2 protein-coding genes are annotated in these 23,708 nt (G+C 75.5%); one reads left to right on the top strand and one right to left on the bottom strand.

Features of this window, described 5'->3' with window-relative positions; genetic code table 11:
* The first annotated feature begins 115 nt into the window (after positions 1-115).
* Positions 116-1,084, top strand: coding sequence for an ABC transporter substrate-binding protein (locus tag ABGB14_RS07675; RefSeq protein ID WP_347642819.1), 969 nt, complete (start codon positions 116-118; stop codon positions 1,082-1,084).
* On the opposite strand, the gene ABGB14_RS07670 is transcribed toward ABGB14_RS07675, so the two are convergent.
* Positions 1,077-23,708 carry a non-ribosomal peptide synthase/polyketide synthase gene (locus ABGB14_RS07670; protein ID WP_347642818.1) on the bottom strand — a complete coding sequence of 7,544 codons (22,632 nt, stop codon included), beginning with the start codon at positions 23,706-23,708 and terminating at the stop codon, positions 1,077-1,079. The genes ABGB14_RS07675 and ABGB14_RS07670 overlap by 8 nt on opposite strands.

Raw genomic sequence — 23,708 nt, 5'->3', positions numbered from 1 at the left:
TCAGCTCCCATGATCAATGTTAGGTAATGCTATCCTAAGTTCCATCCCATCACCTGGCCAAGAAGGACCACAGATGATCAGTTTCCGCGCGCTCCGGCGAGCCTTGATCAGCACCATGTCAGGCCTTCTCCTGGCGGCTTCGCTGATCTCCTGCTCGGCGGGAACGCAGGCCGGGGCGCCGCGGGCCGCCGCGCCCGCCGATCCCGCCTTCCCGGTCACCATCGACCACAAGTTCGGCAGCACCACGATCGAGGCCAGGCCGTCCCGGGTCGTCACCGTCGGTTGGAACGATCAGGACTTCGCGCTCGCGCTGGGCGTGGTGCCGGTCAGCACGCGCGCGTGGTTCGACGAGTACACGAGCTTCCCGTGGGTCAAGGCGGCGCTGGGCGGCAGGCAGCTGTCCACGTTCTCGGCGGAGCTGAACTTCGAGGCCATCATCAAGCAGCGGCCCGACCTCATCATCGCCATCTACGAGACCGTCAACAAGGAGACGTACGACAAGCTCTCCCAGATCGCGCCCACGGTGATCCAGTCGGGCGACCACGCCGACGAGCAGACGCCGTGGGACGTCCAGACGCTCACCACGGGCAAGGCGCTGGGCAGGTCCGCCGAGGCGCAGGCGCTCGTCGACAAGGTCAACGCGAAGATCGCCGAGGCGAAGCAGGCGCATCCCGAGTTCGCCGGGAAGGTCCTCGTGGTGGACTTCGGGCCGGAGAACGGGCAGCACTGGCTGATCCCGGCCCGCGACCCCCGCCGCGCGCTGTTCGACGCGCTCGGCTTCGCCGCCCAGAGCGAGTCGGAGGAGATCAGCGAGGAGCGGCTCGACCTGCTCGACAGGGACGTGCTGTTCGTCAACGGCGCGACCAAGGCCACGATGCTGGAGTCGCCGGTCTTCTCCCGCCTGAAGGTGGTCAAGACCGACCGCACGATCTACACGGACTTCTCCACCCCGCTCGGCGGCGCGCTGTCCTACAGCGGGCCGGACGCGCTGCTCTACGCGCTCGACGTGCTCGTGCCGCAGCTCGCGAACGCCGTCGACATGGACCCCTCGACCCCGGTCAAGGACCTGTCCGCCGTCACATGAGGCGGGCCAGCAGCGGCCCGAGGATCTCCAGGGTGCCGGCGTCCAGCAGCTCGGAATGCCGGCACCCCACCGCGACCACGCGCAGCTCCCCCGCCACGTACGGCCTCCACCGCTCCGAGGCCGCGCCGGCGAACCCCTGCTCGGGCACGGTCGCGTCGACGAAGAGCACGTCGCCGGGGTAGACGTCGTACGTGGCCCGCTCCATCATGCGGTCCCCGGCCAGATAGCTCTCCACGACCCGCTCGATCTGCTCGTCCTCCAGCACCGCGACGCCGTCGCCCATGCCGCGCAGGAAGGCGACGGCGTCCGCGGCGGACATGCGCTCGTCCGGCACCCGGTACCCCATCTCGGCCAGCAGCGCGGCGACGTCCCCCGCGACCCCCGGCACCTCCACCGGCGTGTCGAGCATGCCGAGGAGGTGGATGTCGCGGCCCTCGGCCGCCAGCCGCACCGCCACCTTGTGCGCGACCGCGCCGCCGAACGACCACCCCAGCAGGGCGACCGGCCCGTCCGTGGCCACCCCGGCGATGAGGCCGGCGTACTCCGCTGCGAGCTCGTCCATGGTCGCGGGCAGGCCGCTCTCGCGGCTCAGGCGGGGCGACTGCAGGCCGTACAGGGGGACGCCCTCCGGCAGGTGGCGCTTGAGCGGGGCGAACGGCCAGCTCAGCCCACTGGCGGGCGGGAAGCAGAACAGCGGCGGCCGGGTGCCGTCGCCCGGCCGCAGGGTCAGCAGTTCCGCCATGGCGTCGGACGTGGCAACGCCGCCGCTGATCCGCCTGGCCAGGGCGGCCGCGGTGGGAGCGGCGAACAGCTCCGCGACCGGGATGTCCGCGCCCAGCCGGGCGCGCAGGGCGGCCGCCAGGCGCACGAGCAGGAGTGAGTGGCCGCCGAGGGCGAAGAAGTCGTCGTCGACGCCGACTGAGCCGGCCGGGCCGACGCCCAGCACCTCCGCCAGGACGGCGCAGACGGCCTCCTCGGTACGCGTGCGCGGCTCGGCCCGGGTGGCCGCCGGCGCGACGTCCACCTCGGGCAGGGCCGCGCGGTCCACCTTGCCGTTCGGGGTGAGCGGCAACGCGTCGAGGACGACGACCGCGGCGGGCACCATCCAGGAGGGCAGCCGCCGCGCGAGATGGTCGCGCAGCGCGGGAGCGGGGGCGGTGACGTACGCGACGAGCCGGTCCCGCCGGGCGGCGACCGCGACCCGCGACACGCCCGGGCAGGTCGCCGCGACCGCCTCGACCTCGCCCGGCTCGATGCGGAAACCGCGCACCTTGACCTGCTGGTCGGCCCGGCCGAGGAACTCCAGCTCGCCGTCGCCGTTCCAGCGGGCGAGGTCGCCGGTACGGTACATCCGCCCGCCGGTGAAGGGGTCGGCGACGAACCTGGACGCGGTGAGACCGGGGCGGCGCAGGTAACCGCGGGTGACCTGGGCCCCGCCGAGGTACAGCTCACCGGCGACGCCGGGAGGTGCCGGGCGCAGCGCCGGATCCAGGACGTACGCGGTCGTTCCCGGCAGCGGCCGGCCGAGCGTGGGAGGCTCGTCCCGGCGGACGGTCGCGGCGGTGGCCCACACGGTCACCTCGGTCGGGCCGTACACGTTGGTCACGGAGGCGGCGCGCGCGGTCAGCTCGCGGGCCAGGACGGGCGGCAGCGCCTCGCCGCCGACCAGGACGCGCACCCCGCCCAGATCGACGCCGCGCACGTCGACACCGCGGAGATCGACGCCGGGCACATCGACACCGGGCACGTCGACGCCGCCCAGATCGACGGCGGGCTGATCGACGCGGGCCGGATGGACGTCGGGCGACAACGTGGACCACAACGACGGCGTGGCCTGCATGACGGTGATCCGCTCCGCACGGAGCAGCCCGGCCAGCAGGTTCGGGTCGCGTACCTGCGCGCCGGAGGCCAGCACCACGCAGCCCCCCGCCTGCAGCGGCCCCATCAGCTCCAGGACGGAGATGTCGAAGGAGAGCGTCGTCACGGCGAGCAGCCGCTCGCCCGGCCCGGCCACCGGGAGGGCGCCGAGGAAACACTCCAGGTCGTGCTGGGTCACGACCACGCCCTTCGGGCGGCCGGTGGAGCCGGAGGTGTAGATGACGTACGCGGCCGAGCGGGGGTCGCGCGGCAGCGGAACGAAGGACGCGGGCCCGCCGCCGAGCGTGATGCCCTCGGGGAAGAGGTCGCGGGTCCGGTCGTCCACCACGATCGCCGCCGGTCGCGCGTCGGCCACCATGAAACGCAGCCGTTCGGCGGGGAACGCGGGGTCGAGGGGGAGGTAGGCGGCCCCCGCCTTGGCCACGCCCAGCACGGCCACCAGCAGCCCGGCCGAGCGCGGCAGGGCGATCCCGACGAGGTCCTCGGGGCCGAGGCCGCCGAGCCGGGCGGCGAAGGCGTCGGAGGCGGCGTCGAGCTCGGCGTAGCTCATCGTCTCGCCCTCGAAGACGCAGGCGTCCGCGTCGGGGGTGCGCCGCGCCTGCGCCGAGAAGCGTTCGTACCACAGGGACCCGTCGGCCCGCGGCGGCCCGCCGTCCTGCCACCGGGCCAGGTCGGCCCGGTCTCGCTCCGCGAGCACGCCGGCGGTCTCGACCGGCTCGTCCGGCCGGGCGGCGACCTCGCCGAGCAGGACGAGGAGGCGCTCGACGAGCCGCCGCGCCGTCTCGGGCCGGAACCGGCCGGCGTCGTACTCGAGGATCACCTCGAACGGCTCTCCGTCGACGAAGGTGACGTTCAGGTCCACCTTGGGATCGGCGGCGACCGCGGGCGCCTCCCCCACCGGCAGGCCGAGCAGGGTGTCGCGGCCGGCCGGCCGGTGCAGGTAGCCGAGCATCACCTGGAACAGCGGGTTGCGGCCCTGCGCCCGGGCCGGGTTGACCGCTTCCACCACCTGCTGGAAGGGCAGGTGCGCGTGCTCGAACGCGGCCAGGTCGCTCTCGCGCACCCGGCGGATCAGCTCGGTGAACGTGGGCGAGCCGGACAGGTCCGTACGCAGCACGACGGTGTTGACGAAGAAGCCGACGAGGTCGCCCAGCGCGGGGTCGGCACGGCCCGAGGTGGGGGTGCCGATCGGGATGTCGGTGCCGGCGCCGAGGCGGGACAGCAGGGTGGCGAGCGCCGCGTGCAGCACCATGAACATGCTGGCCGACCCGGCCCGTCCCAGCCCGCGCAGCGCGTTGACCAGCTCGGGCGGCAGCTCGGCGGTCACCTGCCCGGCAGGCCGGGAGCCGCGGGCCGGCGAGGCCCCGTGACCGGGCAGGCCGGCAGGCAGGGTGGCGGGCAGGCCGGCAGGCAGGGCGGCGGGCGTGTCGACGGGTGTGTCGGCGGGCAGGGTGATGCGGGTGGGCAGGCCGCGCAGCCGCCGTTCCCAGTAGGCGCGGTCGTCGTCGTGCCGGTGGTCGAGCCGCGACCAGAGCGCGTAGTCGGCGTACTGCACGGGCAGCGGCTCCCAGCCGGGGGCGTGCCCGGCCAGCCGGGCGGCGTAGGCGGCGCCGAGGTCCCGCAGCAGCGGGCCGTCGGACCACTCGTCCATCGCGATGTGGTGCATCACCAGGGCCAGCACCGTGTCGCCGGTGTCCTGCTCCTCGATCAGGGTGGCCCGCAGCGGCGGTTCTGCGGCCAGGTCGAAGGGGCGGGCGAGCGCTTCGGCGAGCGCCGGAGCGGCCGTGGCGCGGCGGACGACGGCCAGGTCGATGCGGGGCTCGGCCAGCACCCGCTGGGCGGGCCCCTCGTCGATGACCGTGCGCAGGACCTCGTGTCTGCCCGCCACGTCACGGAGCGCCGCCCGCAGCGCGGCGGCGTCGACGCCGCCGCGCAGGCGGACGAGCAGCGGGTAGGTGTAGGCGGTCGAGGCGGGGTCCAGCTGCTGGAGCAGCCAGAGCCGCTCCTGCGCGGGCGACAGCGGCACGCGGTCGGGGCGCGGCCGGCGGACGAGCGCGGGCCTCGCGTTCCCCGCCGCCGGACCCGCCGATGCACCCGTTGAGAGGCCCGCCGCTGCACCCGCTGAGAGGCCCGCCGCTGAACCTCCTGAAGGGCTCGCCGGCAGGCCGGCAGGCAGAGCCGCCACCTCCGCCAGGCGGTCCGCGAGGCGGTCGGCGAGCCGGGCGGGGGTACGCGCGTCGAACAGGTCGCGCAGCGACAGGTCGGCGTCCGTCGCGGCCCGGACGAGGCCGAGCAGCCGGATGGCCAGCAGCGAATGGCCGCCCCTGTCGAAGAAGTCGTCCTCGGGCCGCACCTCCTCGCCGTCGCCGAGGGCCTGGCGGAACAGCGCGCACAGCAGCCGTTCCCGCTCGTCCGCGGGCGGCCGGGAGCTGGAGGCGAGCGCGCGGGGCGGGGGCAGCGCGGCGGTGTCCAGCTTGCCGTTGACGGTGAGCGGCAGCGCGTCCACGACCGCGTACGCCGCCGGCACCATGTGGCCGGGAAGCGCGGCCCTCAGCTCGCGATGCACCTCGGCGGCCAGCGCGTCGGGGTCGACCGGGCGGTCGGGGACGAGGTAGGCCACCAGCCGGCCGCCCCCCGCCTGGTCGGGCACGGCGAGCACGGCGCTCTGGTGGACGCCCGGCCGGGCGGTGACGGCCGCCTCCACCTCGCCCGGTTCCACCCGGTGGCCGCGGATCTTGACCTGGTCGTCGGTGCGGCCGAGGAAGTCGAGGTTGCCGTCGCCGCGGACGCGGACCAGGTCGCCGGTCCGGTACATGCGCCCGCCGGGCACGAACGGGTCGGCCACGAACCTCCCGGCGCTCATCCCGGGGCGGCCGAGGTAGCCGCGGGCCAGCCCGGCGCCGGCGATGTAGAGCTCCCCGACGGGAGCCGGGCGGAGGAAGGCGTCGAGTACGTGGCAGCGGGTGTTGCGGATCGGCCGCCCGACCGTGGTGGTGGCGCTGTCGGCGGTGCCCGCGCCGAGCGTGTTGATGGTGTACTCGGTCGGTCCGTAGAGGTTGTAGCCGTGCACGCCTTCGGCCTCGCGCAGCTCCGACCACAACGACTGGGGCACCGCCTCGCCGCCCAGGAGCACCAGGGGCGGCCGGTGGGGCCCGTCGAGGAGTCCCTCGTCGAGCAGGTGCCGGGCGTAGGTGGGCGTCACGTTCACCACGTCGACGCGGTGGCGGTGGCAGTAGGCGACGAGCGCCGTGGCGTCCCTGCGCAGCTCCTCGTCGCAGATGTGCACGTGGTGGCCCTCGACCAGCCACAGCAGCTCCTCCCACGACATGTCGAAGGAGAACGAGACGGTGTGGGCGATGGTGAGGACCCGGCCGCCGGCCGCCGCGACCGTCGGCGTGAAGATCGCCTCGCGGTGGTTGAGCTGCATGTTGGTCAGGCCGCGGTACGGCGTGACCACTCCCTTGGGACGGCCGGTGGAGCCTGAGGTGTAGATGACGTACGCGGGATGGTCGAGCCGTCCCGCCGTGCGGGGGACGTCGACCGGGCCGGTGGGCCCCGACACGTCGTCCAGGAGCAGCCCGGCCACGGGGTGGGAGGCGAACCTGGGCGCCACCCCCCGCGTGGTGACCAGCAGGACCGGCCCGGCGTCGGCCAGCATCGCGAGCAGCCGCTCGTCGGGGTGGTCGAGTTCGAGCGGCAGGTACGCCGCCCCGGTGCGGAGCACGGCGAACAGCGCGGCGACCATGTCGACGGAGCGGGGCACCGCGAGCGCGACGATCTTCTCCGGCGCCGCGCCCCCGGCCAGCAGCGACCGCGCGATCTGGTTCACCCGCGCGTCGAGCTCGGCGTAGGTCAGGGTCCGGTCCTCGAAGGTGAGCGCGGGCCGGTGCGGGGTCCTGCCGGCCTGGGCCGCCAGGAGGTCGGCGATCGTGTCCTCGCCGACGGGCCCGGTGACCCCGTCCATGGAGGTGCTCTCCCCCGCCGGGAAGAGCGACACGTCGGCCACGGTCGCCCGGGGGTCGGCGGTGAGGCGGAGCAGGACGTGCTCCAGCCGGGCCAGCAGGGCCTGCGCCTGCTCCCGCGCCACGACGTCTCCCCGGTACTCCAGCCGCAGGGTGAGCCGCGCGCCGGGGGTGACCACCCACGTGAGCGGGTAGTGCGTGGCGTCCACGCTGGACACGCCGACGACGCCGTGCGCCTCCTCCAGGTCGGTGAAGGTGTCGTCGTCGAGGAAGTTCTGCAGCACGTAGAGGCTGTCGAACAGGGCGTCGCGGCCCGCCGCCCGCTGGATGTCCCCGAGTCCCAGATGTTCGTACGGCATCAGCTCCACGCGCTCGGCCTGGACCCGCTTCATGACGTCCAGCGCGCGATCGCCGGGGGCGAGCCGGACCACGGCCGGCACGGTGTTGAGGAACACCCCGATCACCGACTCGATGCCGTCCAGCTCGGTCGGCCGCCCGGCGACCGTCGTGCCGAACACGGCGTCGCGGCGGCCCGACGCGTGGGCCAGCACCATGCCGAGGGCGGTGGTGAGCATCGCGTTGAGCGTCACGCCGCAGCGGCGGGCCCGGTCGGTGACCTGCCGGGTCTGCTCCTCCGTCAGCCGCGCCGACAGGCTGGTCGCCGGCACGGGGGCGGTACCCGCCGCCGCCGGGAACAGGACGGTGGGCTCCACGCCGGCCAGGGCCCGCGCCCACGCGCTGCCCGCGGCCCCGGCGTCCTGGCGGTCCAGCCAGGCGAGGTAGTCGGTGAACGTCGCCCCGCCCGTGGGGAGGGCGCCGCGCTCGCCGCGGGAGTCGTACAGGGCGAACAGCTCGCGCAGCACCAGCTCGCGCGACCAGCCGTCCCACAGCAGCAGGTGGTACGTGAGGACCAGGCGGTCGCGCCCGCCCGGCAGGTGGACCACGGTCAGGCGGCACAGCGGCGGGCAGGCCGGGTCGAAGGGCCGCCTGCGGTCCTCCGCCATCACCTCGGGCAGCCCGGAGCCGTCCGCGGACAGGTCGACCACGCCGACGGCGGCGTCGAGGCCGGTGCCGACCACCGCCACGGGACGGTGCCCCTCGCCGGCGGTGAAGCCGAGACGCAGCGTGGGATGGCGGTCGAGGAGGGCCGCGTACGCCAGGCGGAGGGCCGGCAGGTCGAGGCGGGTGGCGAAGTCGAAGGCGTTCTGCGCCACGTACACGTCGGCGTCGCCGGCGTAGCGCGCCTGGAAGAACAGCCCCTCCTGCAGCGGCGACAGCGCCCACTGCTCCGGCCCGGCCTGACGGCCCGCGGCCAGGTCGCGCAGCGCGGCGCCCCAGCCGTCGGCGAGCAGGCGGGCGTCGTCCGCGCCCAGCCCGCCCTCCGCGTACGTGAACACCGCGTGCAGCTCGGGACCGTCCGGGGTGTCGTGGCAGGCGACGTTGATCTCCAGCAGGTACGGGGTCCCCAGGTCAGGGTCGGGGGCCACGCGCAGCGCCGCGGCCTCCGGCGCGGTGTCCCAGTCGCGCGTCCCCCCGGCGGGGAACCTGCCGAGGTAGTTGAACAGCAGCTGGGGCGTGCCGAGCCGGGCGAGCGCGGCGGCGGTCCGCGGGTTGCAGTACCGCAGCAGCCCGAACCCGAGCCCTCCGTCGGGCGCCGCCCGCACCGCCTCGCGCACCTCGCCGGGCGTGGCCTGGCCGCCGGGCAGGCGTACGGGGGCGATGGCGGTGAACCAGCCGACCGTCCTGGACAGGCCCGCGTCGCCGGCGCGGCCGTGCCGTTCCAGGTCGAGCACCAGCGGCGCGTCCGTGTCCAGGCCGCGCGCGGAGCGCCAGCGGGCGACCGCGGCGTGCAGCGCCGCGACGAGCGTCCCGGTGACGTCCCCTTCTTGCGCGGCCGGGACGGTGGTGAGCAGCGGCTCCGTCACGTCGGGCGGCAGGCGGAGCACGTGGTCGCGGGTGGCCCCGACGGTCAGCCCGACGGTGAGCCCGACGGCCGGGGCGGCCGGGTCGAGCTCGCCGCCCGGGCGCAGCGTGTCCGCCCAGTGCTCGAACTCCGCCAGCCTGGCCGCCTGGGCGGCGTTCTCGGTCAGCGCCCGCGCGTGGGCGCGCAGGGAGGTGCCGGCCGGGTCGAGCGCGGGCCGCTCCCCCACGGCGACGGCGTCCCACCCCTGCCGCAGGTCGTCGACGAGGATGCGCCAGGACACCCCGTCCACGGCGAGGTGGTGGGCGACGATCAGGAGCCTGCCCTGCCGGTGCGGCCCCCGGTCGAACCACACCGCCTGGAGCATCCGGCCGGCGTCCGGGTCGAGCCGGCCGGCGGCGGCGTCGGACTCGGCGGCGATGAGCGCGCGCAGGCCGTCGTCGTCGTGCCCGGTCGCGTCGACCGCCAGCACGCCGGGCTCCGGCGGGTCGCCGGCCGGACGGGCCTCCAGCGACCACAGCAGCGGCGAGGGCCTGCTGAGCTTCAGGCGGAGCGCGTCGTGCCGGTCGGCGAGCGCGCGGATCAGCCGGGCGACCTGCTCGCGTGTCATGCCCGGCGGGGTGCGGAGCAGCTCGGCCTGGTTGAGCCGGGAGATCGTGCCGCCCAGCTCGGCCAGCCGGTGCACGACCGGCATGAGCATGATCTCGCCGACGCCGTCGGACGCGGCGTTCTCCGGCGCGGCGGGCCCGGCCTCGGAGCCCAGGGCGCGGGCGAGGGCGGCCGGGGTCCTGCGGACGAACACGTCCTGCGGTGACAGGTGCAGCGCCCGGCGCCTGGCGAGGTTCACCAGCTGGATGGCGATGATGCTGTCACCGCCGAGGTGGAAGAAGTCGTCGTCGGGGCCGGCCGCGTCCACCTGCAGCACCTCGTCGAACAGCGCGCACAGCGCCGCCACCGCGTCCCCGCCGGCCGGCGCCGACGCGGAGGCCGCGGTGCGGGCGGCGGGTGCCGGGGCAGGCGTACGGGCGGCGGTCGCCGTGAGCGGGACGGCGGCCAGCGCGTCCCTGTCCAGCTTGCCGTTGACCGTGAGCGGCAGCGCCTCCAGCGGGACGACGGCCGCCGGGACCGCGTACGAGGGCAGCGACCGCGACAGGTGCGACCGCGCCGCGTCCACGTCGATCCGCGTGCCCGGCCGGGCGACCACGTAGGCCACCAGCCGCCGCCGGCCTTGCCGGTCCTCGCGCACGGCCGCCGCGGCGCCGGCGACGCCGTCCAGCGACAGCAGCGCGGCCTCGATCTCGCCGAGCTCGATGCGGTAGCCGCGTACCTTCACCTGCTGGTCGGCCCGCCCCATGTAGACGAGGTCGCCGCCGGGAGTCCGGCGTGCGAGGTCGCCGCTGCGGTAGAGGCGGCCGCCGGGGGTGGACGGGTCGGCCACGAAGCGGGCGGCGGTCAGCGACGGGCGGCCGAGGTAGCCGCGGGCCAGCTGGTCGCCGGCCACGTACACCTCGCCCGTCACCCCCGGCGAAACCGGCTGCAGGTAGCGGTCGAGCAGGTGGACGCCGAGGCCGGGCAGCGGCCCGCCGATGGTGCCGGCCGGCTCGCCCCGGGTGTCGTCCTGGGTCAGCTCCCTGAAGGTGACGTGCACGCAGGTCTCGGTGATGCCGTACATGTTGACCAGCCGGGCGGCCGGGTGGCGGCGCTGCCACGACGCCAGGCGGGAGGGGTCCAGCGCCTCCCCGCCGAAGACGACGTACCGGAGGGCGAGCTCGCCCTGCGCCGCCTCCGCCAGCGGGTGGAACGCCGACGGGGTCTGGTTGAGCACGGTCACCCGCTCGCGCTCCAGCAGGCCGAGGAACCGCCGCGGGTCGCGGGCCACCTCCCGGTCGACGACGACCAGCCGCCCGCCGTGCAGCAGCGCGCCCCACAGCTCCCACACCGAGAAGTCGAACGCGGCGGAGTGGAACATCGTCCACACGTCGGCGTCCCCGAAGTCGAACAGCTCGCCGGCCGCGGCGAACAACGACAGCACGTTACGGTGCGTCACCTCGACGCCCTTGGGCGTCCCCGTCGAGCCGGAGGTGTAGATGACGTACGCCGTGTTGTCCGTCCCTGCCGGGATGAGAGGGGCGGCGTCACGGTCGTCCGGCTGGTCGTCCAGCAGCACGATCGGCACGCCGGTCCCGGGCAGCTCCGCCAGCGTGGCGGGCTCGGTCAGCAGGCACGCCGGCGCGGCGTCGTCCAGGATGAAGGCCAGCCGGGCGGCCGGGGCGTCCAGGTCCAGCGGCACGTAGCAGCCGCCCGCCTTGACGACGGCCAGCAACGCGACGACGAGGCCGGCCGAACGCGGCAGCGCCACGGCGACCCGCGTCTCGGGCCCCACTCCCCTGGCGGCCAGGACCCGGGCCAGCCTCGTGGCGGCGGCGTCCAGCTCGGCGTGGGTGAGCGAGGTGTCGCGCCAGGTCACGGCGGTCGCGGCGGGCTCGGGCCTGGCGGCGGCGTACGCGCCGGCCAGCGTCCCCGCGGGCGCCCCGGCGGCCGAGGAGGCGGCCGAGGAGGCGGCCGGCGCAGCGGAGGGCCGGGACGGGGCGGCCTCGTGTTCGGCGCCGGTGAGCAGGGCCAGCCGCGAGACAGGCGTGTCCGGGGCCGTGACGAGCTGGTCGAGCACCCGGGTGACGAGGTCGAGCAGGGTCCTGGCGCGTTCCTCCCCGACCAGCTCCACGTCGTACTTGATCTCCAGGGCGAGCCGCTCGCCGGGGAAGGCGACCAGCGAGACCGGGTAGTGCGGCGAGTCCGTGCCGGTGAAGCCGCGCAGCGCCAGGCCGGACCGCTCGCCCGCGCGCGCGGCGGGGAAGTTCTCCACCACGACCATGGTGTCGAAGAGCTCGCGGACGCCCGCGAGCCGGGCCAGCTCGGCGAGGCCGACGTGCTGGGCGTCGAGCAGGTCGCCCTGCTGCCCGTGCAGGCGGTGGACGATCTCCCCCAGGGTCTCGTCAGGCCGCCAGGACATCGGCACGGGGATGGTGTTGATCAGCAGGCCGACGATGGTCTCGACGCCGGGCAGCCGCCCGCCGCGGCCGGACACCGTGGAGCCGAAGACCACGTCGTCCCGCCCGAGCAGCCGGCCCAGCAGCAGGCCCCACGCCGCGTGCACGAGGGTGCTCACCGTCACGCCCCGCTCGCGGGCCGCGGCGGCGACCGGGCCGGCGGGCAGCTCGCGGTGGACGCTCGCGTGCCTGGACACCGCGTACGTGGCCGGGAACAGGCGCGTCCCGGAGCCGACCCCGGCCAGCGCGGCGGCCCACGCCTCGCGGGCGGCGGCCCGGTCCAGCCCGGCCACCGCCTCCACGTGATCGCGGAACGTCACCACGGGCGCGGGCAGCGCGGCGCCGCGCTCGTAGGCCTCGACGACGTCGCCGAAGACCAGCGGGTACGACCAGCCGTCGGCGATGATGTGGTGCATGGTCTCCACGAGCCGGTGGTCGGTGTCGCCGAGCGAGACCAGCGCGTAGCGCAGCAGCGGCGCGGCCGCCAGGTCGAACGGCTCGGCCAGCTCGGCGGCGGCCAGCTCGGCCAGCCGTTCGCGCGCCTCGTCCGCGTCCAGCCCTCTCAGGTCGGCCGTGCGCCACGGCACCTCGACCGTGCCGGCGACCACCTGGACCACCCGGCCGTCGGCCAGCTCCTGGAAGCTCGCCCGCAGGGCGTCGTGGCGGTGCACCGTCGCGGTCACCGCCCGGCGCAGCGCCGCCGGGTCGACCGGGCCGGACAGCTCGGCCACCTGCTGCACCACGTAGGTGTCGGTGTGGCCGGCGCCGAAGGACGCGTGGAAGTACATGCCCTCCTGGAGCGGCAGCAGCGGCAGGACGTCGCGGGCGCCGGCGAACCGGTCGACGTCCTCCTGCGTGAGCGCGACCAGAGGGAAGTCCGACGGGGTGTGCCCGGCCAGGTCGCCGCAGCGGGTCAGGGCGGTCAGCGCGGCCAGCCACAACCCGGCCAGGTCGGCGACCTCGCCGTCCGCCATGAGGCCGGACGGCCAGGACAGCGTGGCCGAGAACGAGGGCCCGTCCGGTCCGTCCTGGGCCAGGGCGTTGACCTCCAGCCCCATCGCGGGGTTGTCCGGGTGGACGCCCTCGCGCAGGGTCTCGCCGCCGCCGGCGAAACGGCCCAGGTAGTTGAAGAGGATCTGCGGCGGCTGCGGGAGATCGAGCCCGTCGAGGTGGCGCAGGACACCGTGGCCGAACCCCTTGCGCGGCACCGCGCGCAGCTGCTCCTTGACGGCCCTGGCGGCCCTGGCCAGCGCCGGGCCGGCCGCGGTGACCTCGTCCCAGCTCAGCGGCCCGGGATCGAGGCGTACGGGGTGGATGGCGGTGAACCAGCCCACGGTTCGCGACAGGTCGGCGCCGCCGGCGAGGTCGCCGTCGCGGCCGTGGCCTTCGAGGCTGAGGAGCACGGCGGAGCCGTCGCCGCGCCCGTGCACGCGCCGCCACCGGGCGAGCGCGACGGCGAAGCCCGTCAGCAGCACGTCGTCGACGCCGCCGTGCATCGCGGCGGGCACGGCTCCCAGCAGGGCCGCGCTCGTCTCCACGGGCAGGGACACGGTCAGCGACCGGACGGTGGCGGCCGTGTCGACCGCGGGGTCCAGCGGGCGGGCGCCCAGCGGCGGATCGTCGGTGGCCAGGACGTCGCGCCAGTATCCGGCCTCGTCCCGGAAGGAGGGACGCGCGTCCTGGATCGCCGACGCCCAGGCGCGGAAGGACGTCGGCACCGGGTCCGGCGCGGGGTGGCGGCCGGCCGCCAGGTCGGCCCAGGCGCGGGCGAGGTCGTCGGCGATCACGCGCCAGGAGACGCCGTCGATGACCAGGTGGTGGACGACCAGCAGCAGGTGACCGGGGTTGGGGCCGGCGTCGGACCAGACCGCCTGCAGCATGATCCCGCGCTCCGGGTCCAGCCGCCCGGCCACCTCCTCGGCGTCCTCCCCTGCGTCCTCTCCGGCGTCCTCCCCGGTGCGGGGTGCTTCCTGCCGCGTGCAGAGCGCGGACGCGTCGAACCCCTCCGGCGGCGGCACCGACAACGTCCACGTGTCGCCGTCGCGGTCCAGCCTGGCCCGCAGCAGGTCGTGGCGGACGCAGAGCGCCCGTACCGCCCGTTCCACCTGCCGTGCGCCGAGGCCGGCGGGGACCGGCAGGACCATCGACTGGTAGAAGCGCTCCAACGGCGTGCGGGCCAGCATCGTCTCGGCGAGCATCGGGGTGAGCGGCACGACCCCGGTCGCGGGCACGCCGGGATCGCGCGCCTCCCCCGGCGGCGGGTGCGGGAGGGCGGCGGCCAGCGCCCGCACGGTGCGGCGGCGGAAGACGTCGCGCGGGGTGAGGTTCATGCCCGCCCTGCGCGCCCGGCCCGTCACCGCGATCGAGGAGATGCTGTCACCGCCGATGGCGAAGAAGTCGTCGTCGGCGCCGACCTCGGCCAGGCCGAGGACCTCGGCGTAGATGGCCGCCAGGATCTGTTCCCGCTCGCCGCGCGGCGCCTGCCGCGCGCCGCCGCCGGGCGCGACGGGCTCGGGGAGCGCCGCCACGTCGAGCTTGCCGTTGACGGTGAGCGGCAGCTCGTCCACCACCCCGTACAGGGCGGGGACCATGTAGCCGGGCAGCCGCTCGGCCAGCGCCGCGCGCAGGGCGGCGGCGAGCTCGTCGCGGGCGCCCCCGGGCGCCGGGATCACGTACGCGACCAGCTTCCTCAGCCCCGGCACCGCGGGATCGGGGCGGGCGACCACGGCGGCCTGGCGCACCCGCGGGTGGGCCGACAGCGCCGATTCGACCTCGCCCAGCTCGACCCGGTACCCGCGGATCTTCACCTGGTCGTCGACGCGGCCGAGGAAGTCGAGGTTGCCGTCCTCGCGCCGGCGTACGAGGTCGCCGGTGCGGTACATGCGCCCGCCGGGCACGAACGGGTCGGCGACGAAGCGGGCGGCCGTCTGCCCGGGGGCGTGCAGGTATCCGTGCGCCAGGCCGGCGCCCGCCACGTGGAGCTCGCCGATCACGCCCGCGGGCACGGGGCGGAGCCACCCGTCCAGCACGTACGCGCGGGTGTTCCAGATGGGACGGCCCACGGTCGGGGTGGCGCTGTCGCGGGTGCCCGCGCCGAGCGTGTTGATCGTGTACTCGGTGGGCCCGTACAGGTTGTATCCCTCGGGGCCGTCCGGCTCGCTCAGCCGCTCCCAGACGCTCTCGCTGACGGCCTCGCCGCCGAGCAGCACCAGGCACGGGGCGTGCCCGCCGTCGAGCAGGCCCTCCTCGAACAGCAGGTGGGCGTACGTCGGGGTAACGTTGACGACGTCGATCCCGTTGGCCTGGCAGTACGCGACGAGCGCGGTGGCGTCCCTGCGCAGCTCCTCGTCGCAGATGTGCACCTCGTGGCCCTCGACCAGCCACAGCAGCTCCTCCCACGACATGTCGAACGAGAACGACACGGTGTGCGCGATGCGCAGCCGCTGCCGCCCGGTCCGGCGCGCGACCGGGCCGAAGATCTCGGCCCGGTGGTTGAGCTGCATGTTGGTCAGCCCGCGATAGGGCGTCACCACTCCCTTGGGCCGGCCGGTGGATCCGGAGGTGTAGATGACGTAGGCGGGCAGGTCGCCCGGCACGTCCACGGTGAGCGGGCCGGCCGCGAAGCCGTCCAGGTCCGGGAGCACGCACCGCCCGCCGAGCCGCCGCTGGTGCTCGGCCAGCGCCGAGCCCGGGTCGGCGCAGACCAGGAGGACGGGCCGGGCGTCGTCGAGCATGGCGGCCAGCCGGTCGAGCGGATGGTCGAGCTCCAGCGGCAGGTAGGCGGCGCCGGCGCGCAGGACGCCGAAGAGCGAGACGACCATATCGACGCCGCGGGGCAGCCCGAGCGCGACGATCCCGCCGGGGCCCGCGCCCTGCGAGCGCAGCAGCCGGGCGCACTGGTTGATCCGGCCGTCCAGCTCGGCGTAGGTCAGTCGCCGCTCCCCGAAGACGAGGGCCACGTCGTCGGGGCACGCGCGGGCCCGCTCGGCCAGCAGGTCGGCGATCGTCGCCGTGCCGATCGGATGCTCGGCCGCCGCCCACTGCCGGGCCAGCTCGTCGCGCTCCTCGTCGAGCATCAGGTCGAGCGCGCCGACCGGCACGGCGAGGCCGTCGGCCAGGGTCGCCAGCAGCCGGGTGAACCGGCGCACCATCCGCCGGGCGTCGCGCTCGGGCACGTCGGGCCGGTACTCCAGCTTGATCCGCAGGTTGGCGCCGGGGGTGAGCACCCAGGTGAACGGGTAGTGGGTGCTGTCGGTGTAGTCCACGCCGACGATGCCGTGCTCGCGTTCCAGGTCGGTGAACGTGGTGTCGGTCAGGAAGTTCTGCAGCACGTACAGCGTGTCGAACAGCTGCTCCTGGCCGCACGCGCGGTGGATGTCGCCGAGGCCGAGGTATTCGTGCGGCGCCAGGTCGACGCGGTCGTCCTGGGCGCGGCGGGCCAGGTCGAGCACGGTGGCGCCGGGCGAGGGCGCGACCCTGGCGGGGACCGTGTTGAGGAACAGGCCGATCACGTTCTCGATGCCGGGCAGCTCGGCCGGGCGGCCGGCCACGGTCGTGCCGAACACCACGTCCTGGCGGCCGGACTCGTAGCCGAGCAGGATGCCGAGCGCGGCGGTCAGCAGCGCGTTGAGCGTGACGCCGCCGCGGGCCGCCTGCTCGCCCAGCCGCGTGGTGACCTCGGCGGGCAGCGCGGCGAGGACGCGTTCGGACGGCACCGGTTCCCGGCCGGCGGCCTCCGGCGCCAGGACGGTCGGCCCGTCGACTCCCGACAGGGCCGCCCGCCAGGCGGCCGCGGAGGCGTCGCGGTCGCGCGTGCCGATCCAGGCGAGGTAGTCGGCGAACGTGCTCTCCGCCGGAGGGAGCGCGGCGCGCGTGCCGCCCGAGCCGTAGAGCGCGAACAACTCGCGCAGGACCAGCTCGCGCGACCAGCCGTCCCACAACAGGAAGTGCGAGGTCAGCAGGAGCCGGTCGCGCCCGTCCCGCAGGCGTACGACGGTCAGCCTCACCAGGGGCGGCCGGGCCAGGTCGAACGGCTCCTCCCGGTCGGCCCGCGTCACCGCGTCGAGCCGGCCGTCCTGCTCCGTCAGGTCGACGACCCGTACCTCGGCGGGCACGTCCGCGGCGACGAGCTGCGCGCCACCGTCGGCGGCGAACCCCGCGCGCAGGGTGGGGTGGCGGCGCAGCAGCGCCGCGAAGGCCTCCGTCATGGCGCGGACGTCGACGCGCCGGTCGAAGTCGAAGACGTTCTGCGCGATGTAGGTGCTGGTGCTGTCGGCGAAGGTCGCCTGGTAGTAGACGCCCTGCTGGAGCGGCGACAGCGGCCAGAGCTCGCCCTCCGCGCCCTCCTCGGCCGGCGGCTCCGCCTCCCGCAGGGACGCGGCGAGGGCGGCGGGCGTGCGCAGGCGGAACACGTCCCCGGTGGTGAGCTCGACGCCGTCCCTGGCGAGCAGGCTGACGAGGCGGATGGCGAGGATGCTGTCGCCGCCGACGGTGAAGAAGTCGTCGTGCACGCCGAGACCGTCGACGCCGAGCAGGGCGCCGGCGCGGGCGCAGATCATCGCCTCGTCGGCGGTCCGCGGCGGCCCGCCCCTGACGCCGGGTTCCGGGTCGGGCAGCGCGCGGCGGTCGCGCTTGCCGTTGGGCAGCACGGGCAGCCGGTCCAGCACCGTCACCGTCGCGGGCAGCAGGTAGTGCGGCAGGTCGGCGCGGAGCAGGGCGCGCAGCCCTTGGGGGTCCAGCTCCTCGCCCGGCGCGGCCACCACGTACGCGTGCAGCGCGCCTCCCCGGACCGCGACCGCCGCGTCGCAGACCCCGGCGCGGCGCATCAGCGCGGCTTCGAGCTCGCCCGGCTCGACCCGGTAACCGTTGATCTTCACCTGGTCGTCCGCCCGGCCGAGGAACTCGACCCGCCCGTCAGGCGTCCAGCGGCCGAGGTCTCCCGTCCGGTAGAGGCGGGCGCCGTCGCCGAACGGGTCCGCCACGAACCGGTCCGCGGTCGTCCCCGACCGGCCCAGGTAGCCGCGGGCGAGCTGCGCGCCGCCGACGTAGATCTCGCCGGGCGCGCCGGGCGGCACGAGCTGGAGCGCGGAGTCGAGCAGGTAGAGCCGCGTGCCCGGCACCGGCCTGCCCAGCGTCACCGGCTCTCCCGGGTCCACCTCGCCCTGGAGCACGTCCCCCGCGACCTCGGACGAGCCGTAGGAGTTGACGATCCTGGCCTCGGGCGACGCCCGGCGCAGGGAGCGTACGCAGGCCCGGCCGAGCGGTTCGCCGCTGCAGATCCAGCGGTTGAGCGCGGCGAGCCGCTCGGGCGCCGTGTCGGCGAGCGCCGCGGCCAGGCTCGGTACGGCGAGCAGCTGGGTCGCCCCCGACCGCTCCACGAGCCGGGCCAGCGCCGCCCCGTCGGTGGCCTCACCGTCGCCGGCGATGACCGTCGTCGCCCCGGCGACCAGCCCGCCGAGCAGCTCGGTCGTACCGTCGATGAAGCTCAGCGAGCTCTTGGCCAGCCGCACACGCGCATCCCAGGCGGCCGCCGCCCAGGCGAGCCGGTTGGCGAGCGCTCCGTGGGTGCCCACCACCGCCTTCGGCCGGCCGGTCGAGCCGGAGGTGTAGACGACGGAGACCGCGTCCGGCGGCGTCACGGGCGTGCCCGCCGCGGCCTGGCCCGCGGCGGCGGCCCGGACGGTGAAGGAGGGCAGGTCGTGCGGGGGCAGCGTCCTGGCGTTCGCCTCGTCGGTGAGCAGGCAGGCCGGACGCGCGTCGCCGAGCATGAACTCGATCCTGGCCGCCGGGTAGCCGGGGTCGACGGGCAGGTAGGCGGCCCCGGCCCGCATGACGCCGAGCAGGGCCGCCGCCATGTCCGCCGAACGGCTCGTCGCCACCGCGACGATGTCGCCGCGCCGTACGCCGGCCGCGGCCAGCGTGCCGCACACCCGCCGGGCCCGGTCGTCCAGCTCGGCGTAGGTGAGCGTGACCCCTGCGGACATGACGGCGGCGCGCGCGGGATGCTGCGCGACCTGGCGGGCGAACAGGTCCAGCACGGAGGCGCCACCGCCCGCAGCCCCGGCGCCGGTCCCGGCGTCGGCATCGGCATCGGCTGCGGTCAGGACTGCCGCGGTGGTTCCGGTTGCGGCGGCCAGCAGGTGCCGGCGCTGCTCGCCGGACACCAGCTCCACCTGGCCGCACGTCAGCGTGGCGTCGTCGGCGAGGGCGGCAAGCAGCCTCTCGTACTGCCCGATCAGCAGGTCGGCCGAGGTCGCGGAGACCAGCCGCCGGTCGTGGGTCAGCGTGAGCACGATCCGGTCGCCGGGCTTGGCCATCAGCGTCACCGGATAGTGGGGCGCCTCGATCGTGTCGATCCCGGCGATCGCGAGGTCGCCCTGCTCTGCGGAGGGCTCCGGGTGGTTCTCGACGACCACCAGGGTGTCGAACAACTCGGTCACGCCCAGCCGGCGGTGCAGCGCGGCCAGCGGGACGTGCTCGTGCTCCATCACCTCGCGTTGCGTACGCGCGAAGCGGCGCAGCACCTCGGCCAGCGGGTCGGCCGGCTGCCAGCGTACCCTCGCCGGCACGGTGTTGATCAGCAGCCCGACCATCGCGTCGATGCCCGCCGGTTCGGAAGACGCGCGGCCCGACACGGCCGAGCCGAACGTCACGTCGTCGCGCCCGGTCAGCCGCCCGACGAGGATCCCCCAGGTCGCGGCGAGCACCGAGCCGGCGGTGAGCCCGTTTCCCTGCGCCCATGCCCGCAGGCGGTCGCCGAGATCGCCCGGCAGCTCCCGCCGGACCCGGCCGAACCCGCCACCCCCGGACCCGCCACCGGTCCGGCCACCGGTCTGGCCACTGGTCCGGCCACTGGGCCCGCCGAACGCCTCAGCCGCCATGCCGGCCTGCGGGACGGCCTGCGCGTCGGTCTGCGCGCCGGCCAGCGCGCGGGCCAGCATGGTCGGTTCCCGAACGCCGGACAGGGCCTCGGCCCACGCCTCGATCGCGGTGTCGGTGTCCTGCGCCGCGAGCATCCTCAGGAACTCCCGGTAGGGCGGCGGCTCGGGCAGCGGCCTGTCCTCGTAGAGGGCCAGCAGGTCGCGCAGGAGCAGCGGCACCGACCAGCCGTCGGCCAGGATGTGGTGCACGGTGTGGACGAGGGCGTGCCGCCGCGGCCCGAGCTTCACCAGCGCGAATCGCATGGCCGGCGGCCGGGCGAGGTCGAACGGCGCCGACCGCTCGGCCGCGGCGATCTCCTCCAGGAGGGGCTGGGCGAGGTCGACGTCGCTGAGGTCCTCGCTGCGCCACGGCACCTGTGCACGGCCCGCGATCACCGACACCACCTGCCCGTCGCCGGTGGTGCGGAAGGCCGCGCGCAGGTTGGGGTGGCGGCCGAGCAGGCGTTCGGCCGCGGTGCGCAGGCGCTCGCCGTCCATCGGCCCGGTGAGCTCGATGACCTGCTGGACGACGTACGGATCGCTGCCGGGGTCGAGGGTGGCGTGGAAGTACAGGCCGGTCTGCAGCGGCGAGAGCGGCAGCACGTCCTGCAGCCCTGGCGTGTCCGCCTCGATGGTGGTCACGTCGGCCTGTTCCAGCTGGACGAGCGGGAAGTCGGACGGGGTGTGCCCGGTGACCGTGTCGCTGGTGGCGATGTCGGTGAGGGTCTGCGTCCACAGGGCGGCCAGCTCCCGTACGCGGCCGGCGTCGAGCACGCCCGCCGGCCAGCTGAACGTGGTCGCCAGGACCGGCCCGCCGGCCGTGTCGACGGCGACGGAGTTGATCTCGAGTACGCGCGGCAGCGGCATGCGCGGATCGCGCCGCTCGACCACGATCTCGCCGCCACCAGCAGGCGCCCAGTCACCGGTCCGATCGCCGGCGCTCTCCTCGGCCCGAGCGGAGGCAGGATCACCGGACCAGTCGCCGGCGCGACCGGAAGGCCGCTCGGAGGACCGGTCGCCGGCGCGATCAGAGGCCCGGTCGAGGGAACGGTCGAAGGGCGGGTCGCCGGCGCGGCCGGGGGGCCGGTCGCCGGCTGGGGTGCCGAAGCGGCCGAGATAGTGGACGAGCACCTGCGGCGCCACGGCCAGGTCAGGGCGCGGCCCGTCCCCGAGGTAGCGCAGCGCCCCGTAGCCGAGCCCGCGTTGCGGTACCTGGCGGAGCTGTTCCTTGACCGCCTTGACCGCCTCGCCCGGCGTCCCGGAGCCGGGGTCGATCACGGCGGGGAACAGGGTGGTGAACCAGCCGAAGGTACGCGACAGGTCGGCGTCGCCGGCGGCCTCCTCCTCCCGCCCGTGCCCCTCCAGTTCCAGCAGCACGGCCGGGCCGGAGCCGCGCCAGCGGACCAGGGCGCGCGCCGCGGCGGCGACCAGCACGTCGTTCACCCCGCCGTGGACGGCGGCGGGGACCGGGCCGAGCAGGCGGCCGGCGATCGCGGCGGGGATCTCGACCGTGAGCGACCGCTCCGTGGCGACCACGTCGCGCCGCGGATCGAGCGGCCGCTCGCCGATCATCGGGTCGGGCGCCGCCGCGGTACGCCGCCAGTGGTCCTCGCCGGCGCTGAAGTCGCACTCCCGCAGCCGGGTCGCCCACTGCCGGAACGAGGTGGGCGCCTGGGGCAGTTCGACGGGACGGCCCGCCCGCGCCGCCTGCCAGGCCTGGGCGAGGTCCTCCAGGAGGATGCGCAGCGACACGCCGTCCACGACCACGTGGTGGACCACGATCGCGAGCCGCCCCTGGGCGCGCGCTCCGGCGTCGAGCCACACGAGGTCGAGCATGCGCCCGCCGGCCGGGTCGAGCCGTCCGGGGGCGGCGGCGACCTGCCGTTCCAGGTCGGCCGCGGTCTCGACGCGGGTGATCACCTCGGCGGCCCTGGGCTGCCCCGGTGGCCGCACCGTGAGCGTCCAGCGGCCGGCGCCGGTCGTCCGCGCCCGCAGCAGGTCGTGGGCGGCGAGCACCGCGTCGATCATGCTCTCCAGCTGGTCGCCGGTCAGCCCGGCGGGCGTGCGTACGGTCATCGACTGGAAGAAGCCGTCCATCGACGGCCCGAGGTCCTGGAGCCACTCGGTGATCGGCGTCGGCGGCACCTCGCCGACCCCGCTCACCGGGGGCGGCGAGGCGGTGCCGACGCCGGTGAGCGTGGCCGCCAGAGCGGCCGGGGTGGGGTGGGCGAACAGGTCGCGCGGGCGTACCGCGAGCCCGGCACGCCGCGCCTGCCTGACCACGCCGATCGCGACGATGCTGTCGCCGCCCAGGGCGAAGAAGTCGTCCTCGGCCCCCACCTCGGCCACACCCAGGACCTGCGCGAAGACCTCACACAGGACGCGCTCGCGCTCGGTGCGGGGCGCGCGCGTGCCGGCCGCGGGTTCGGCCGGCCGGGGCAGTGCCTGCCGGTCCACCTTCCCGTTGGCGGTGACGGGGAAGCGGTCGAGGACGACGTACGCGTCCGGCACCATGTACGCCGGCAGCCGGCCGGCACACCAGTCACGCAGCTCGGCGGCCGGGACGGCGTCGTTCGACCTCGCGTACCCGACGAGCCGCCGCCCGTTCTCGCTCACCACGACGGCGGCCTGCCGCACGTCCGGGTGGGTGGCGAGCGCGGCCTCGACCTCCTCCAGCTCCAGCCGCATGCCGCGGATCTTCACCTGGTGGTCGGCGCGGCCGACGAACTCCAGCGAGCCGTCGGGGGCCTGCCTGGCGAGGTCGCCGGTCCGGTACATCCGGGAGCCGTCCGCGGCGAACGGGTCGGCGACGAACCGGCCGCTGGTGAGCGCGGGCGCGTTGATGTAGCCGCGGCCGAGCAGGAACCCGGCGGCGTACAGCTCGCCGGCCGTGCCCGGGGGCACCTGTTCCAGGCGTTCGTCGAGCACGTACAGCCGCGTGTGCGGATTCGGGCGGCCGATGGAGGTCGCGATGCGCTCGGCGGTGTCGCGGTAGATGACGTGTGAGACGCCGATGGTGGCCTCGGCCGGGCCGTACCCGTGGTAAAGGGTCGTCGAGAGCTGGCCGCGGAAGCGGTCGAACAGCTCCGGGGTGAGCACCTCGCCACCGCACCAGACGTGCTTCAGCCCGGACAGCAGCGAGGTCCCGCGGGCCATCTCGAGCAGGACGTCGAGCATCGACGACACGAGGTAGACGAACGTCACGCCCTCGCGGGCGATCAGGTCCAGCAGGTACTGGGGGTCGCGTTCGCCGCCGGGCTCCGCGATCACCACGTAGCCGCCGGACACGAGCGGCAGCAGGATCTCGTTGACGGAGATGTCGAACGACAGCGGCGCCTTGAACAGGGACGCGTCGCCAGGACCGAAGCCGAGGATCTCCTCCACCTGCCAGAACAGGCGGTGGCTGATCGCCTCGTGGCGGATCATGGCGCCCTTGGGGGTGCCGGTCGAGCCGGAGGTGAACATCACGTACGCCAGCCGGCCGCCCTGGACGGACACGGGCGGCGGCTCGGCGGGCTCGTGGGCGTACCCCCAGGAGCCCAGATCCACCTCCCGCACGCCCAGCGTGCGGGCCGCCCCCGCCTCGGCGCTGACCTGGCGGCGGCGCGCCGGCGGCCAGGCCGGGTCGACGGGCACGAACGCGCCGCCCGCCACCATGATCGCCAGGACGGAGACGACCATCTCGGCGGAGCGCGGTGTCGAGACGGCGACGACCTCCTCCGGGCGCAGCCCCTGCCTGTGCAGGTGCTGCGCCAGCTGGAAGACGCGGGCGCCGAGTTCCGCGTACGTCAGCCGCACGCCGGGCGCGACGACGGCCGGCGCCTGCGGGGTCCGGCGCACCTGGTCGATGAACAGGTCCGCGATCGTGGTGATCCTGGCGGGAGAGTTCGCTTCCAT

The organism is Nonomuraea sp. B10E15 (genome assembly GCF_039871615.1).
Lineage (GTDB): Bacteria > Actinomycetota > Actinomycetes > Streptosporangiales > Streptosporangiaceae > Nonomuraea.
The sequence above is the reverse complement of the archived record's forward strand: the minus strand, read 5'-3'. Positions and strand labels throughout refer to the sequence as shown.

Bases quoted from the DNA above. Each gene is read 5' to 3' on its own strand.
- ABGB14_RS07670 (WP_347642818.1), bottom strand. From the start codon at position 23,708: ATGGAAGCGAACTCTCCCGCCAGGATCACCACGATCGCGGACCTGTTC.
- ABGB14_RS07675 (WP_347642819.1), top strand. From the start codon at position 116: ATGTCAGGCCTTCTCCTGGCGGCTTCGCTGATCTCCTGCTCGGCGGGA.